This is a genomic window from Saccharothrix sp. ALI-22-I (genome assembly GCF_001984175.1).
Lineage (GTDB): Bacteria > Actinomycetota > Actinomycetes > Mycobacteriales > Pseudonocardiaceae > Actinosynnema.
Genome location: NZ_MTQP01000068.1, coordinates 825821 through 840936, shown reverse-complemented (window position 1 = coordinate 840936; position 15116 = coordinate 825821). Strand labels below are relative to the sequence as shown.

Sequence of the window (15116 nt, the reverse complement as noted above, 5' to 3'; positions counted from 1 at the left end):
GCGCGGTCCGACGTGCGACAACGGGCCAGGGCACGGGGTTCCCGCCATCGGCTACCTGAAGATTTCGGGTCAACCCACTCCCCAGGCCCACGTGCGCGTGCAACAATCCGAATTGCTGACACACCCCCGGTCAGCGCCTGTGGAGATCCCCTCCGGCCCCCGCGTTCCTCCCCCTGGCGCGGGGGCCTCTCCATGCGCAGATCTGTGACCCAGGCCACACTTTGGCCTGCCCCGCAATCCAACCGTTACCATTCCGCCGTGGCTCTTGGATCCCTTGGACGGTCGAAGTCGGGCAAGCACCGCCCGCCCGCAAGCGAACAGGACGAAGCCCTGCCCGACGAGGAGCTGACGTCCTACCTGGCGGCTCTCGCGCCGGAGACCGCGGACGCGGAGACGACCGCGGGCGGCAACAGCTTCGGCAACGCGCAGGTCTACCAGCTCCGCCTCCAGCTGATGGCGAACGAGCAGCTGAAGGAACTGGCCGCCGAGCGGCAGACATCCCCCCAGGCGCTGGCCACCGAGTGGGTCATGCAGCGGCTGGAGTGGGAAGCCCGCCAGCGCGGCTTCTAGCGGCTCCCAACGGCTTCTAGCGGCTTCCCGAAGCCGGAACGACACACACGGACAGGCCCCCGACCTTGAGTGGTCGGGGGCCTGCGCCGTAGATCAACGATGTGAGCTGGAACGATCAGACGCGATCAGACCTTGCGCACGTTCTGGGCCTGTGGACCCTTGGTGCCCTGGCCGATCTCGAACTCGACCCGCTGGTTCTCCTCCAGGGTGCGGAAACCCTGACCCTGGATCTCCGAGTAGTGCACGAAGACGTCCGGCCCGCCGTTCTCCTGGGCGATGAAGCCGAAGCCCTTCTCGGAGTTGAACCACTTGACAGTGCCCAGTGCCATGTACCTGCCTCCATCGCAGGGAAGCTTGGGACTGCACCGTGCAGCCCCCGGCCGTCCCGGGGCGTTTCCCCCGCCAACTTGAGCCGGGGGACGGCACGCCCGCGTGTCGTTCCGCGAGCGTGAGACACGAACACAGAAACCACGGCCTGCGTGGCCGAGCGTATCGGTTGGTCCCGTTCAGCACTACCATTCCGAAGCCATTGGTCAACCGGGGGTCTACTTCTCGGTCACCTCGGGCGGCTCCGGCAGTTGCACGCCCGCCTGCCCGATGTTGCGCTCCAGCGCGGCCCGCCATTCGCCGGAGCCGACCATCTTCTCGATGGCCGCACTGACCTCCGCCCGGCCCTCGGCGTCGCCCTTGGCCAGGCCGATGCCGTACCGCTCGGTGGTGAACGGCTCACCGACCAGTTTCAGCAGCTCGGGGTGCTCGGCCACGTACCCGGCGAGGATGACCTGGTCGGTGGTCACCGCGTCGACGTTGCCCGCCAGCAGGGCGATGACGCAGTCGGAGTACTGGCCGTACTCGACCAGCTCCACGTCCTGGGCGAACTGCTCCTTGACCTTCTGCGCGGACGTCGAGCCGGCGACGGAGCACAGTTTCTTGCCGTTCAGCGCCTCCGGGCCGATGATCTCCTCGTCGGTATAGCGCACCAGCACGCTCTGGCCGGTCTCGAAGTACGGGCCGGCGAAGGACACCTTCTCCTTGCGCTTGTCGGTGATCGAGTAGGTGGCGACCACGAAGTCCACCTCACCGGACGTGATCAGGTCCTCACGGTCGGCGGATCGCGCCTCGCGCCAGGTGATGCCGGTGTCCTCGACGCCGAACTGGGCGGCCACGTACTTGGCGACGTCCACGTCGAAGCCGACGAACTTGCCGTCCAGCCTGCGCTGTCCCAGACCCGGCTGGTCGAACCGGATGCCGATGGTCAGTTCGCCGTCGTCGGCCTTGCCTGCCAGGGTGTCGTCGCTCGCGCCGCCGCACGCCGCGGTGAGCGACAGGGCGGTCACCAGCGCGGTTGCGGGCAGCATTTTTCGGAACAGCATGAGCTGCGAACCTCTCGGGGTGCTCGGGTCTCGGGCTCTCGGGACTTCGGGGTCCCGGGAAAGGGCGGGCGCGGATCGACGCGCTGGCCGTTGTTCATGCTAAGCAAACCGGGAGGGGGCACCGGTGCGACAAAGGTCGCAGTGGGCCATTCCACTGCGCCATTCGGGGCAATGGGCGGTGTGAGCCGTACGACTGTCCGGTTAAGCGATTACCGGATCACGGGATACGAGATACGGGACTACGGGAGGAGTGCCCGCCTGGGTGCCACGCGGAGGCCGAGTCGGCGGATGGCCTTGTTCACGTGGCCGTTCGGGACGCCCCAGCGGATCGGTGCGGGTACCAGCAGTGCGGCGGTCCGGACGGCGTGCAGGAGGGCGGTGGCGGCCGGTTCGGGGTACGGGCGGTGGCCGTGCAGGGCGGTGGCCCACGGGGGCAGCACGGAGTACGCGAGGTGGCCTAGCAGCGGCTCGTAGGCGTGCAGGCCCAGGCGCAGCACGCCGTCGACGGGTGGGCGGTGCAGGAACCGGTACACCACTTCGGAGTCCGGGGTGCGCTTGAGCTCGGTGAGCACGGCGGTGAAGTAATCGGCCATCTCGCGGGCGCTGCCGGGCACCTCGTCCTCGTGCAGGCCGACCAGGGCGGCGGTGCGGCGTTGTTCGTCGTAGTAGCGGTCGACCTGGGCGTCGGTGAGCCGGTAGCCGGCGCGGCGGAGCACGGTGAGGAAGCAGTGCACCTCGGCGCAGTGCACCCACAGCAGCAGCTCGGGGTCGTCGATGCGGAAGCTCTTGCCGGTGGCGTCCTTCGCGCGCAGGGTGCGGTGCACGGTGCGGACCCGTGCCGCGGCCCGTTCGACCTCCTCGGTCGAGCCGTAGCTGACCGTGCCGACGAAGTCCGCGGTGCGGAGCAGCCTGCCGAGCGGGTCCTGCTGGAAGTTGGAGTTCTGCACCACCGCCGCGACCGCGCGCGGGTGCAGTGCCTGCAGGTAGAGGCTGGCGATGCCCGCGACCCACATGGCCGGGTCGGCGTGCAACTGCCACGTCACCGTTCCCGGTCCGAGTAAGCCGACATCCATCATCCGATGGTGTCACGCACGGCGGTGTGCGTCACCCATTCGAGATGCCGGAACGGACTGGGACGTAACGCGTTTACCGGCGTGAACGATTCCACGTGACACCGTGGAGCGTCCGGAACGGGTGCTGGGATGAGCAGTGGCAGAAGCGTTGTCTTCGCCGGAGTAGTACTACTACTCGCGGCCGGCGCGCTGGTGGCGATGACGATTGTGGCGAACGAGCCGCGTCCTGTGGACGTGCGCCGGGTCGACGCGAGCCCGGTGGAACCGGGTGTGCTGAGTGCCACCTACACCACCACGGTCGAGGCGGTGCGGCCCACGACGTTCACCGAGGCGTTCACCCTTGTCGTGCCGCAGCCGGCCCCGCCGCCTGCCACCACCACGACGACGACCGAACTGCCGCCCTCGTCCAGCGTCCCGGAGAGCACGACGTCCTCTTCCCAGCCGCCATGGGAGGAGAACTGCGACCCCGCGTACGTGACCGACGGCGTCTGCGTGCCGTGGCGCTTCCCGAGCCATGTGTGGCGCCTCTGCGACTGGCTGCACGACCAGGGCCTCACCCACATCCAGGTGGAGGGCTGGGACCGCCACCACCTGGACCGGGACCAGGACGGCATCGCCTGCGAACACCCCGACTGGCCCAACCCTGAACGTTGAACTCGGCTGTTCCGAACGTTGGGGACGGGTGGGTCCTGCGGTCGGTAGGGGTGGGTTGAGGGGTCGGGAGGGTTAGCGGTCGGCTAGACGGTCTAGGGCGCCGCCTACGCGGTCGGCTAGGAGGCCTACGGCGCCTACGGCTCGGGTCATGGGGTCGTCGTCGGAGCCGCCTAGGGCTTGGGCGCGGATGTAGGCGGCTTTTACGTCGGACCAGCGGGCGGATTGGGCGGGGGTGAGGGTGCCGCGGAGTTCGGCGAGTTTGAGGAGGTTCGATTCGGCGCCGGAGGTGAGGGTTTGGGCCTCGCCTGCGTAGTGGTCGTCGATGACTGCGGCCAGTTCGGCGTCGTTCATCACCGGCACGACCTTCTCCGCCAGCTTGTTCATGTTCCGGTACGAGCCCTGCAGCTGGAACGGCGGCTCGACGCGGGAGGCGTCGGTCTGGGCGGCCGAGGCGATGTACGCCTGGTTGTTCGCCAGCACGACCTCCTGCACGCGCAGCAGTTTCCGCAGCACGGACAGCACCTGCTCCAGCTCCACCGACGTGTAAGGGTGCGCGAGCCGGTCCGCCCGCACGTCCTCGCCACGCGCCATCCGCACCAGCAGCTCGATGTCACCCCGGTCACGGGTGGACAGCGGCGCGAGCACCGGGTTCGACGTCAGCGCGTTCTCGATGTAGCTCAACGCGAACAGGTCCTCGCGCCCGGACAGCACGTCACCCAGGTTCCACACGTCGGCACGGTTGGCGAGCATGTCGGGAATGCGGAACCGCTGCCCCGACTCGGTGTACGGGTTGCCGGCCATGCACACCGCGAACCGCTTGCCGCGCAGGTCGTAGGTGCGCGTGCCGCCGTCCCACACGCCTTCCATCCGCCGCTGCGCGTCGCACAGCGAGATGAACTTCTGCAACAGCTCCGGTGACGTGTGCTGGATGTCGTCCAGGTACAGCAACACGTTGTTGCCGGCCTCCAGCGCGAACGAGATCTTCTCGACCTCCTGCCGCGCGGTGGCGTTCGGCGCGTCCGCCGGATCGACCGACGTCACGTCGTGGCCCAGCGACGGCCCGTTGACCTTGACGAACACCAGGCCGAGCCGGTTGGCCACGTACTCCATCAACGTCGTCTTGCCGTAGCCGGGCGGTGAGATGAGCAGCAGCAGGCCCATCTGGTCGGTGCGCTTGCCGTCGCCGGACGCGCCGAGCTGCTTGGCCAGGTTGTCGCCGATCAGCGGCAGGTACACCTCGTCCAGCAGCCGGTTGCGCACGAACGCGCTCATCACCTTCGGCTGGAACTCGTCCAGCCGCAGCCGAGCCCGTTCCGACGCCACGACCTCGTTGCGCCGCCGTTGATAGGCGCGGAACGCGGGCACGCGTTCCTCCCGGAACACCCGCGTCCGGGTCAGCAGCTCGTCCAGCCGGATCTCCAGCTTCCGGTCCACGATCCGCGGGTGCGTGCCGAGCAGACCGTCCACGGTGGCCGAGAGCTGCGCCGACGACTCGTGCCGGGGCAGGTCGCGGCACAGCTCCACGGCCACCGCCTCCGGCAGATCAGGTTCGGCTCGACCGCCGAGGAACGCCTCGTACCAGCCCTCCACCAGCCGACGCCGCACCGCGAGATCGCTGAACGACCGCAGGTCCTCGTCGAACTCCTTGCGCCCGCCCAACGCCCGGTGGAACGCGTCCACCAGAGCGCGCGCTCCGGCGCTTGTCGCGAACCCGAACGGCGAGCTGCACAGCTCCTCGAACAGGTACTCACCCGCCAACGGATCGCCCGCCAACGAAGACAGCTCCGCACACAGCTCGTCGATAGCGGCCGTGTGCCCGAACGCCGCCCGCGCCCGTCCCAACGACGCCGCCCGACGCGACCACGAAGCCCGATCGTCCTCGGCAGCCGCAGCCCAGAACAACTGCGCCGCGGCACGAGCCGAAGGCGGGTACCGCAGCACACCGGCACCCGCGTGCAGCCGCAGCAGCACGTCCAGAATCCGTGCCGCGTCGTGGTCGTGCACGCCTCGCTCGTACCCCTCGTCCAGCCGCGACTCGGCCACCTGGCGCACCAGGTCCAGCAACCGGTCCTCGGTGACGGCGGCGTGCAGCCCGTCCAGCGGGTGGGCGGCCAGGATCGACGCGGCCAGGTGCTCGGCCCGGTAGACCTCGGCGGTCTCCGACACCAGCAGCTGCTCCCAGAACGGCTTGGTGTCCGCGAACTCCGGATCGCGCACGGGCGCACGGAAGTCGGTGCCGGTGATGGCGAACGACAGCGCGCCGTCCTTCGGCACCAGGGTCAGGTCCACCGGCTGGGTGTTCACCGCGAACCGGTGCCTGCCCAGCCGGATCGTCTCGCCCTCGAACAGGTCCAGCCGGTCGCGCAGCGAGCGACCCGCCTCCTGCCGCGCGGCCAGCAGCCGGCCGTCCAGCTCCTCGGCCCGCACCTGATCGCCCAACGAGCGCAGCTCGTCGGCCACCGACCGGATCTTGGCCACCATCGGGTCGGACACGAAGTAGGTGTTGACGTCGTCCAACGACGCCAACGACGCGACCCGCCGCGTCACGCCGGCCAGGATGCGGTCGGCGGAGGAGGCCAGCCGGTCGGCACGCCGGGCCCGGTCGTCCAGCAACGCCTGCTTGCGCGACGAGAACGCCTCGTAGACGTCGGTCCGCTTGGCGCCGAGCTGGGTCAGGAAGTCGTCGAACTCGCCGAACCGCGACTCCAGGTTCTCCAGTTGCAGCAGCAGCCGACCGAGCTGCTCGTCGCACCGCTGCGGCGTGTCCGCGACCGCCAACGCGCCGGTGATCGCCTGCCCGAGCAACGCGAACTCGGCGGCGAACTCGGCCCGGCCCTCGGTGGCCAGCAGCGCACGCCGGCGACCGTCCACGGTGGCCCGAGCCCGGTTCAGCCCGCCCAGCACCTCGCCGATGCGTTCCAGGATCGACGTGCGCACGGTGGCGTCGGCGATGTCCAGCGAACCGACGACCTCGGTCAACACCTCAAGCCCGCGCTGCTGCTCGCCCAGCTCCTCGACCACCGGCACGGCCTCGGCGACTGTGCGGATGCCGTCCGCCTTGCCGACCAGCGCCTCCACCTGCTCGTGGTAGCCGGTGAACGCGTCGTCACGGCGCAGGTGCTCGACCGCCCGTTGCGCCGTTTCACCCAGCTCTTCATCCAGCGAAGAGACCAGCTCGTCGATGCGCGCCACATCGACGTACCGCATCTCCTTCAACGTCACCAGGTGCCCCTGCGCCTGCCGCAGGTCGGCCAACTGCCGCACCCACGCGTCCGCGGAAGTCGGCACCTCGCCGCGCACCCGGCGGACCATCGACGCGATCCGCTCGCCCGCCTCGGACAGCGCGGTCGCCGCCTGGTCGGTCAGCGCCTGCACGGTCTCGAACTCGTCCAGCACCTGCTCGGCGGTCGCCCGCACCTGCGTCAACGGGGTGCGCAGGTCCTCCAGCTCGGCCTCGCCCAGCCAGTGGTAGGCGTCGAACACCCTGGTGCACGACGCGATCAGGTCCTCGAACACCGGCACGGACGGCGCCATCTCGCCGACCATACGGCTCACCGACAGGCAGTCGGAGATACCGCGCACCAGGTCCGCGTTCCCGACCCGCTCCAACGGCCCGGTGCCGACCGGTTGCGCGGCGGTGTAGGCGTCGGACAGGTACGGCGTCTGCCACACCTGCATCGGGTGCACGCGGGTCGGCTCGTCGCTCATCGCCCGGAACACGACCAGCGTGCCGTCGTCGAACAGCGAGAACCCGTGGCACGACAACGGGTTCGCCACTTCCTTGCGGATCACGTTGTACGGCAGCAGCAGCGACCGGCCGTCGCGGCGGGCGTGGAAGACGTACAGCACGTCCTCGCCGTTGGTGGACCGGATGACCCGCTCGAACTCCAGCTCGTCCACCGGGGTGTCGAACGTCTTGCTGACCCCCGTGGCCAGGTAGTAGCCGCCGGGGAAGATCAGGCCCTGGTCCTCGGGCAGCCGCTGGCAGGCCTGGCCGATGCCGTCCAGCTTCACCACGGACCTGGTGCGGGTGTTGAACACCAGGTGCCGCCACGCGGTCTCGTTGTACGGGCGGATGCGCAGCAGGATCAGCGAGCCGACCCGCGCGTACTGCACCTCGCCGTCGGCCAGCGACTGCAACGGCTCGTCCACCGGCTCCCGGTAGATGCCCTCGCCGGTCTCGGTGTTGTTCTCCACCTTGATGGTGAGGTCGCCGCCGATGGTCTCGACGAACACCTCGTCCTCGATGGAGATGTGCGGGTGCCGGCCCAGCACGTGGTGCTCGCGTCCGGTCGTGATCCACTCGAAGTCGTGCGACGGCGGGAACACGTGGTCGCGCTCGCCCCGGTTGTCCAGGTACGTCACGGTGCCGTCCACGCCGACCTGCCAGCGCAGCACCCGGATGTCCTCGATCCGCGCGCCGGTCTGGAACACCGCCAGCAGCTTGCCCTCGACCCGCCGCAACTGCACCAGCCGGGTGTCCCGGTAGTACCGGTACAGCTCGGCGAAATCGCGTTGGAACTGCGGGTCGCGCAGCAGGCCGGGCAGCTCGTCGTCAGCCGCGTCCTCGAACCGGAACGCCCCACCGTCGCGGGTGAAGCGGTGCAGCGAGAACACGTCGTCGACCGTCGTCTCCGGCTTGAGGCCGATGAAGACGTTGTAGCCGAACAACATGAGCCCGGCGACCTGCACCACGTCACGCGGCACGCAGTTGTGCTCGGTGCGGATGCGCTCGGTGCCCAGCAGCGTCAGCTCGGCGCTGCCGAACACCTCCAGCCGGCGCGCGTTGAGCGCTTCGGCCCGGCGGGCGAGCCCGGCCGCCTGCTCGGCCAGCCGGGCCCGCAGCACCTCGTAGGTGCCCGCTTCCAACGTCGCTTCCACCACGGCGGTCACGACAGCGACGCGACCGGCCGCTCGGCCACTCCCAGGCGTTGGGCGGCGGCCAGCAGCTCACGCAGCTTGCCCTCGTCCGGACCACCGGAGCTGATCAGCTTGAGCAGCAGCGCGGACACCGTCAGGTTCTTCACGTCACCGGTGCTCAGCGAGCCGAGCAGCCGGCCGATGTCGTCGGTGAAGCTCGCCGACCCGTTCAGCCACGGCCCGGCGAGGGCCTGCGCCACGTCGGAGTGCTCGACGAACCCGTCCACCTGCTTGCCGACCGTGATGGCGCCGACGATCCGGTCGAAGAACATGCTGTCGCCGCCGACGATGTCGATATCGGCCTTCTCCAGGCCCGCGGCCAGCACCAACGCCTGCGACTCGGCCACCTGCCGCTGCACGTCGATCCCGGCGAGCCGGATCTGCTTCTCGGCGTCCAACCGCAGCCGGTACTCCTCGTGCTCGCGGGTGGCGTCGTCCAACGCGGCCATCGCGCCTGCCTTGTCGGACAGGCCCTCGGCCTCGCCCTTCAGCTTCTCGCGGATCGCCAACGCCTCCACCAGGGCCTTCTCCCGCTCCACGACGGCTTCGGCGCGGCCGACCTTCTCGATCGCCTCGGCGTCCCGTTCGCGCACCTGCACCTCGGCCAGCCCGCTCGCCGCCGCCTCGGCCTGCTTGCCCTCGGCGAGGCGGATCATGGCGCGGGTGTCCAGCTCGGCGGCCTGCTGCCGGGCCTCGGCGAGCACGAGTTCCTCACGGGCCTTGAACTTCGCGGCCTGCTCGGAGGCCTCGGCCGCCTTGATGTCCTTGACCAGGCCCTCCTGGGCCTCCGCCTCGGCGTGGATCACCATGCTCTGGCGGGTCCGCTCGGCCTCCTCGACCACGCGCAGCCGCTTGATGATCTCCTCCTGCTCGGCCACGGTCTTCTCCACCGCGATCCGCTCGCGCACCACCTCGGCGATGGCCCGCTTCTCGCCTTCGACCTCCTTGTTCGCGGAGATCCGGGACAACTCGGTCTCCCGCTCCCGGCCGATGACCTCCAGCAGCCGGTCCTTCTCGATGCGCTCGGTCTCGATCGCGATCACCCGTTCGCGGTTCTTCTCCGCCACCGCGATCTCGCGCGCCTTGTTCTCGGTCTGGATGCCGAGCTGCTCCTCGGTGCGGATGTGCGCGGTGTTGGCCTTGAGCCGTTCCTCCGCCTGCACCTTGGCGATCTCGGCTTCCTCGCGGGCCCGCATCGTCTCGACCTCGCGGCGCTGCTTGATCTCCGCGTCGGCCTGGCGGCGCTCCAGCTCCAGGATCGCCTCACGCGCCTCGACGTTCTGGCGGGTGATCTCCTTCTCCTCGCCGCGGGTGAACTCGTTCGTGCGGACGTGCTCGATCGCGGTCAGCTCGGTGATCTTGCGGATGCCCTGGGCGTCCAGGATGTTCGACGGGTTGAGCTGCGCCATCGGCGTCTGCTCCAGGTAGTCGATCGCCGCGTCCTCCAGGCTGTAGCCGTTGAGGTCGGTGCCGATGACCTGGATGATCCGGTCGCGGAACTCGTCGCGCTTGGTGTAGAGGTCGACGAAGTCGAGCTGCTTGCCGACCGTCTTCAGCGCCTCGGAGAACTTGGCGTTGAACAGCTCCTGGAGCGTGGTCTCGTCGCTGGCCCGGGTGGTGCCGATGGCCTGGGCGACCTTGATGACGTCCTCGACGGTCTTGTTCACCCGCACGAAGAACGTGATGCGGATATCGGCCCGGATGTTGTCCTGGCAGATCAGGCCCTCTTGGCCGGCGCGGCGGATCTCGATGGTCTTCACCGAGATGTCCATGACCTCCGCGCGGTGCAGCACCGGCAGCACCACGGCGCCGGTGAACGTGACGTCCACCTTGCGCACCTTGGAGATGATCAGCGCCTTGCCCTGGTCGATCTTGCGGAACAGGCGGCTGATCAGGATCAGCAGTCCGATCACGACGACCAGGATGACGGCGACGAGAATGCCGAACCCGGTGGTGATGACATCCATCAGTGGTCCCCCAGTGTGAGCGTCGGGCTGTGTCCGATTTCCAAGGACGCGACCCAGAAGAACTCGCCGTCCGCGTCGTAGTCGAAGATCAGTGCGGTGGTGCCCGCGGTCATCGGGTCCTGGCCCGGCTGCCGCACCTGGACCAGTGCCGACGAGCCGTCCGCGGCGGTGACCTCGGCCTGGCCGAAGGTCCGCGTCACCCGGCCGGTGCGGATCACGCACGGGCGGCCGACGAAGTCCAGGCGTGACGCGGGCAGGTCCGCCGGGAACAGCCGCTTCAGCGGCGTCATGATCAGCCGGGTCAGCACCAGTCCGACGACCAGTGCCCCGGCGAGCACGGCCGCGCCCACCAACGTCGAGGACGGCGTGAACAGGACCGTGCCGGCCAGGCTCGCGAACCAGGAGAAGGCGATCAGCAGGGAGACGCCGACCGTCACGGGCGCGCCGCCGATGTCCAACTCGACCCAGTCCGCGTCCGCCACACCGACGGCGACCAAGAGCCAGTAGACGATGACGATCACCAGCAGGACGGTCAGCACAACGACCGGGAATCCCAGCGCCGCCGCGAAGAACTGCCCCATGTACCCCCCTTTCGCGGGACTTTAACCCGTTCCGCGGGGGAACTTGAGCGGAATCACAGAGCGCGGTCGGACCATCCCGATCAGTACACGGGTCAGTACACGAGCAGGCCGTGGAGCGCCGACCTGGAACCTGGCGAACTGGCGGGCTAGGACTGGGCTAGGACTGGGGGAGCTTGACCGACTTCCGGGTGCGCGGTGCGGACGGCGGCGGCACCATCGGCCCGATGTCACCGTCGGGGGCTTCGTCCAGGTCGACCATCACCGGTGCGTGATCACTCGGTCCGGTGCCCTTGCGGGCCTGCCGGTCGACCCAGGCGGCTTTCACCCGTGCGGCGACCGGTTCGGATGCCAGCACCAGGTCGATGCGCATCCCGAGGTCCTGGTGGAACATGCCGGCGCGGTAGTCCCAGTAGGTGAAGACCCGTTCGTTGGGCCAACGGTCGCGGACCACGTCGTGCAGGCCGGTGGCTTGGAGCGCCCGCAACGCTTCACGTTCGGGCGCCGTCACGTGCGTCTGGCCGATGTAGGCCGCCGGGTCGAACACGTCGGCGTCCGTGGGCGCGATGTTGACGTCACCGCAGACCACGGAGGCGTCTGGGCCAGCCGCCACCACGTCCCGCAACGCCGCCAGCCACGCCAGCTTGTAGTGGTAGTGATCGGAATCGGGCGCCCGCCCGTTCGGCACGTAAACCGAGTGCACCCGCACCCCACCGCACGTGGCCGCCACCGCCCGCGCCTCAGGGTGCGGAAACCCCGGCCCGTCCTCGATCCCTTTGACCACGTCGTCCAACCCGACCCGGGACAGGATCGCCACCCCGTTCCACCGAGCCTCCCCGTGCACCGCCACCTCGTACCCGCGGCCGGCCAACTCCTCACCGAGCAACGCCGTGAACGCGTCGTCGGCGAGTTTCGTCTCCTGGAGACACACCACATCAGGCTGCCGCTGGTCCAACCACGGCAACAACCGCGGTACCCGCTGCTTCACCGAGTTCACGTTCCAAGTAGCCACCCGCACCCGGCCCACGGTAGGCCACAAGCCCCTGACCTGCACCGCAGCGCCGCCTACGGGCCAGAATGTGAGGGCACCCACACCGAAGAGTCGACCACCCTGCTCACCCAGCGCCCCCGCCTCGGTAAGCTGTCCCGCAAGGGCTGCTAGCTCAATTGGCAGAGCAGGAGACTTTTAATCTTCGGGTTCAGGGTTCGAGTCCCTGGCGGCCCACCAAACGTGCAGGTCAAAGCGGTGAGTCAGATCGTCTATCCCGTCTCGATCAAGGGCGTGGTGGTACGTGACGACCGGGGGCTGTTGCTGAAAAACGAGCGCGACGAGTGGGAGCTTCCCGGCGGACGGATCGAACCGGGAGAGACGCCCGAACAATGCGTAGCACGCGAGATCACCGAGGAGACTCGGTGGAAGGTCACCACCGGCCCGATCCTCGACACGTGGATGTACTACATCACTGTGGCCGCGAAGAACGTGTTCATCGTGACCTACGGCTGCTACCCGGACGGCGACGCAGAGCCCGTGCTCTCCCATGAAAACAAGGAAATCGGCCTGTTCACCGAGCCCGAGGCGCAAAGCCTGAACATGCCGGACGGTTGCAAGCGCTCAATCGCGAACTGGTTCGCGTTCCACGCTTACGCCGGCAGTCCGGCTGTGGTCGGCTCCCGAGGCCGCCGCCGCACTGCGCAGCCGCGACCTGGCGACGATCCTGCGTCTGTACCGGAAGCTGAACCAGCTCAATCAAGAACGACTCGCCGCACTGCTCGGCTATGACAAGACCTACGTCTCAATGATCGAGACCGGTCGGCGAACAATCAGCGATGTGGCGACGCGACGTCACATCGCCCGAGTGCTCGGGCAGGGCAGAGCGGCATTGGGCGTCTCGCTGGGCACGGTTCTGCCCGAAGAGCGCTTGGCCGCAGCGGCGCGCTGGACCGGCAAGGCGCTGGTGGTCGCCGAACGACTGGGCGATTCCGCGTTTCTCGCGCACGCACTCCGGATGTACGGCAACGAGCTGCGCAAGGCCGATCACGTCGGTGCGGCCGTCGCCCATCTAAGCCGAGCGGTGACCTTGTCCAACGATCACGAAGGCCAAGGCGCGGCGTTCGCCCTGCTCGCGTACGGCCGCCATCAGCGCGGATCAGGACCGGCCGTGATGCACGACCGGTCCACCGCCCCCGCGGGTCAGTGCTTGATGTCGATGATCAGCTTCTTGCCCTCGGGCGTGACCGTGTACGACTTGTTGCGGGCCAGGCCGACCGCCAACTCGATGGTGCCGCCGTGGCCCATGTCGTTCACCACGGCGCCCTTGACGTTGGAGTGGCTGTAGCTCGCGGGGTTCTTACCGGTCACCGTCACCTGCGGCGACTCCGCGGCGATGTGGAGGAAGTACTTCCCCGGCAGGTTCTCGACCGGCTCGCCCGACGGTCCCCACGCCGGGCGCTGGGTGTCGATCGCCTTCCAGGTGAACTTCGTGGGCGCGTTGGCACCCGCGAACTCGAACACCACTCGGTCGAAACCGTCATGCCCCCCGGACCGGAACGACACCGACGGAGCGGCTGCCGCCTGCCCGGCCGACGTCGGCGCCGCGCTCGCGATCGGGGCCACGCCGACGGTAACGGCGGCCAGAGCGGCGACGATCAGGGAAAACTTGGGGGCACGCAAGGAGATCTCCTCTTTGTTGGTAACCAACTCGGACCGTTGGCAGTTGGTTTCTTCTTCCTGACAGACGCGACGGTTGATCAAGTAGTTCCCGTGTCGTGGATCACGTCCGGCCGCGACGCCGGCCCGGGACCGTCCTCATGCGACCCCTGACTGCCGGAAACCCCGTGTACCGCTGGAACGGGTGACTTGACTGGTGTGCCCGCGCGCGGCGGGTTACAGAGGTTTCATGCACCTCGCTGTGGCACTCGCTCTCGCGGCCTCGTTCACGCCCGTCGTGTCCGGGGAACTGATCAGCTACGACCCGCGCGTGCCCGCCGGTGCACGGGCCGTGGTGGCGTCCGTACCGATCGCGGGCGGCACGGTCGTGATGCTGCACACCACCGGTCTGCTGCCCAACCGGGACTACGGCGCGCACGCGCACGTGAACCCGTGCGGGCCCGCCCCGGCTGACTCCGGACCGCACTACCAGCACGTCCAGGGCGGGGCGACCGATCCGGCCTTCGCCAACCCGCGCAACGAGATCTGGCTGGATTTCACCACCAACGCGAAAGGCCGGGGCGTGGCGTACACGCGGGTCAAGTGGCAGTTCGGCGAACGGCGGGCGAAGTCGGTCGTGCTGCACGAAGAGCACACGCACACCGAACCCGGTCACGCGGGCACCGCCGGAGCCCGTCTCGGCTGCCTCACCGTGCCGTTCTGACCTGCTGGAACACCGGAATTGTCAGACCACGCCGGCATCCTGACCCCATGACCGCGAACGTCCGCGTGGAGCCGTGGTCCGAGGGTGACCTCGGATTGCTGCGGCGGCTGAACGCACCGGAGTTGACGACCCACCTCGGCGGCCCGGAGCCCGAGGCGCGGGTCCTCGACCGCCACCGGCGCTACCTCGTGCCGGGCGACGGCCGGATGTTCCGGGTGGAGGTCGACGGAGCGCCCGCGGGCAGCGTCGGGTACTGGGTGCGGTCCTGGCAGGGTGAGGCGGTCTGGGAGGTCGGGTGGGGCGTCCTGCCGGAGTTCCAGGGGCGCGGGGTGGCCGCGGCGGCGGCGCGGGCGGTGGTGCAGGCCGCACGGGCGGAGAGGACGCACCGGTGGGCGCGGGCGTTCCCGTCGGTGGACCACGCGGCGTCGAACGCGGTGTGCCGCAAGGCGGGCTTCACACTGCTGGGTGAAGCCGATTTCGAGTACCCGCCCGGTCGGTGGATGCGGTGCAACGACTGGGGAGTGGAGCTGTGAGCGCTTGCACGCGGCGCGGTAAGCCGGCGGTCACGTTGCCGTCCAAGGGGTAGCGGCCGGCTGACGCTGCGGTCCTC

General features: G+C 69.0%; 14 protein-coding genes, 1 tRNA gene and 1 pseudogene. 7 read left to right on the top strand and 9 right to left on the bottom strand.

The genetic code is table 11. The features are described 5' to 3' along the window. Positions 1-258: 258 nt before the first annotated feature. On the top strand, positions 259-570 hold the full coding sequence (locus ALI22I_RS40790; RefSeq protein ID WP_077010889.1) for a hypothetical protein: 312 nt from the start codon (positions 259-261) through the stop codon (positions 568-570). Between the two features lie 125 nt (positions 571-695). Here ALI22I_RS40790 and ALI22I_RS40785 read toward each other — a convergent pair whose 3' ends face one another. The 3 genes from ALI22I_RS40785 to ALI22I_RS40775 form a co-directional block, all read right to left on the bottom strand. Further along, the gene (locus tag ALI22I_RS40785; protein ID WP_015105489.1) at positions 696-899 is read right to left on the bottom strand and encodes a cold-shock protein; all 204 of its coding nucleotides are present in this window, start codon (positions 897-899) and stop codon (positions 696-698) included. Between the two features lie 216 nt (positions 900-1115). Continuing rightward, positions 1116-1943, bottom strand: a complete 828-nt coding sequence (locus tag ALI22I_RS40780; RefSeq protein ID WP_077010888.1) for a glutamate ABC transporter substrate-binding protein — start codon at positions 1941-1943, stop codon at positions 1116-1118. 239 nt (positions 1944-2182) lie between these two features. Continuing rightward, positions 2183-2986 carry an oxygenase MpaB family protein gene (locus ALI22I_RS40775; RefSeq protein WP_238598801.1) on the bottom strand — a complete coding sequence of 268 codons (804 nt, stop codon included), beginning with the start codon at positions 2984-2986 and terminating at the stop codon, positions 2183-2185. Between the two features lie 159 nt (positions 2987-3145). Between ALI22I_RS40775 and ALI22I_RS40770 the strand changes: the two genes are divergently transcribed. After that, the gene (locus tag ALI22I_RS40770) at positions 3146-3670 is read left to right on the top strand and encodes an excalibur calcium-binding domain-containing protein (RefSeq protein WP_143532683.1); all 525 of its coding nucleotides are present in this window, start codon (positions 3146-3148) and stop codon (positions 3668-3670) included. A gap of 72 nt (positions 3671-3742) precedes the next feature. Here the strand turns inward: ALI22I_RS40770 and ALI22I_RS40765 are convergent, their stop codons facing one another. From ALI22I_RS40765 to ALI22I_RS40750, 4 genes are all read right to left on the bottom strand, one after another. After that, complete coding sequence (locus tag ALI22I_RS40765) at positions 3743-8563, bottom strand: DNA repair ATPase (protein ID WP_077010886.1); 4821 nt, start codon at positions 8561-8563, stop codon at positions 3743-3745. Next, positions 8560-10557 (bottom strand): SPFH domain-containing protein, encoded by a 1998-nt coding sequence (locus ALI22I_RS40760; protein ID WP_077010885.1) that lies wholly within the window; start codon positions 10555-10557, stop codon positions 8560-8562. Before ALI22I_RS40760 ends, ALI22I_RS40765 begins: the two co-directional genes overlap by 4 nt. Beyond that, the gene (locus ALI22I_RS40755; protein WP_077010884.1) at positions 10557-11138 is read right to left on the bottom strand and encodes a hypothetical protein; all 582 of its coding nucleotides are present in this window, start codon (positions 11136-11138) and stop codon (positions 10557-10559) included. The genes ALI22I_RS40760 and ALI22I_RS40755 overlap by 1 nt, the downstream gene beginning before the upstream one ends. A 157-nt stretch (positions 11139-11295) precedes the next feature. Beyond that, positions 11296-12162: an exodeoxyribonuclease III gene (locus ALI22I_RS40750; RefSeq protein ID WP_077010883.1), complete on the bottom strand. Its 867-nt coding sequence runs from the start codon at positions 12160-12162 to the stop codon at positions 11296-11298. Between the two features lie 125 nt (positions 12163-12287). Between ALI22I_RS40750 and ALI22I_RS40745 the strand changes: the two genes are divergently transcribed. The 3 genes and pseudogenes from ALI22I_RS40745 to ALI22I_RS55775 all read left to right on the top strand — a co-directional run. Then, positions 12288-12363, top strand: a tRNA-Lys gene (locus tag ALI22I_RS40745). 3 nt (positions 12364-12366) lie between these two features. Then, positions 12367-12915 (top strand): NUDIX hydrolase, encoded by a 549-nt coding sequence (locus tag ALI22I_RS40740; protein WP_443217008.1) that lies wholly within the window; start codon positions 12367-12369, stop codon positions 12913-12915. After that, positions 12899-12952 (top strand): annotated as a pseudogene (locus ALI22I_RS55775) (hypothetical protein); the annotation flags it as partial. The gene ALI22I_RS40740 and the pseudogene ALI22I_RS55775, both read left to right, overlap by 17 nt. Here the strand turns inward: ALI22I_RS55775 and ALI22I_RS55770 are convergent. Together ALI22I_RS55770 and ALI22I_RS55765 are read right to left on the bottom strand one after the other, a co-directional pair. After that, entirely contained in the window at positions 12929-13195 is a 267-nt protein-coding gene (locus ALI22I_RS55770) for a hypothetical protein (RefSeq protein WP_443217007.1), read from the bottom strand. The pseudogene ALI22I_RS55775 and the gene ALI22I_RS55770 overlap by 24 nt on opposite strands. 131 nt (positions 13196-13326) lie before the next feature. Beyond that, on the bottom strand, positions 13327-13806 hold the full coding sequence (locus ALI22I_RS55765) for an AMIN-like domain-containing (lipo)protein (protein WP_083752363.1): 480 nt from the start codon (positions 13804-13806) through the stop codon (positions 13327-13329). A 226-nt stretch (positions 13807-14032) separates the two neighbouring features. Here ALI22I_RS55765 and ALI22I_RS40730 point away from each other — a divergent pair, with 226 nt between their 5' ends. Together ALI22I_RS40730 and ALI22I_RS40725 are read left to right on the top strand one after the other, a co-directional pair. Further along, the gene (locus tag ALI22I_RS40730) at positions 14033-14506 is read left to right on the top strand and encodes a hypothetical protein (protein ID WP_077010881.1); all 474 of its coding nucleotides are present in this window, start codon (positions 14033-14035) and stop codon (positions 14504-14506) included. 47 nt (positions 14507-14553) lie between these two features. Further along, positions 14554-15039, top strand: a complete 486-nt coding sequence (locus ALI22I_RS40725; protein WP_077010880.1) for a GNAT family N-acetyltransferase — start codon at positions 14554-14556, stop codon at positions 15037-15039. Positions 15040-15116: the final 77 nt, after the last annotated feature.

Excerpts from the sequence above, each read along its gene's own strand:
- ALI22I_RS40755 (WP_077010884.1), bottom strand. The coding sequence starts at position 11,138 with ATGGGGCAGTTCTTCGCGGCGGCGCTGGGATTCCCGGTCGTTGTGCTG.
- ALI22I_RS40785 (WP_015105489.1), bottom strand. The coding sequence starts at position 899 with ATGGCACTGGGCACTGTCAAGTGGTTCAACTCCGAGAAGGGCTTCGGC.
- ALI22I_RS40770 (WP_143532683.1), top strand. The coding sequence starts at position 3,146 with ATGAGCAGTGGCAGAAGCGTTGTCTTCGCCGGAGTAGTACTACTACTC.
- ALI22I_RS40760 (WP_077010885.1), bottom strand. The coding sequence starts at position 10,557 with ATGGATGTCATCACCACCGGGTTCGGCATTCTCGTCGCCGTCATCCTG.
- ALI22I_RS40725 (WP_077010880.1), top strand. The coding sequence starts at position 14,554 with ATGACCGCGAACGTCCGCGTGGAGCCGTGGTCCGAGGGTGACCTCGGA.
- ALI22I_RS40730 (WP_077010881.1), top strand. The coding sequence starts at position 14,033 with ATGCACCTCGCTGTGGCACTCGCTCTCGCGGCCTCGTTCACGCCCGTC.
- ALI22I_RS40780 (WP_077010888.1), bottom strand. The coding sequence starts at position 1,943 with ATGCTGTTCCGAAAAATGCTGCCCGCAACCGCGCTGGTGACCGCCCTG.
- ALI22I_RS55770 (WP_443217007.1), bottom strand. The coding sequence starts at position 13,195 with ATGGGCGACGGCCGCACCGACGTGATCGGCCTTGCGCAGCTCGTTGCC.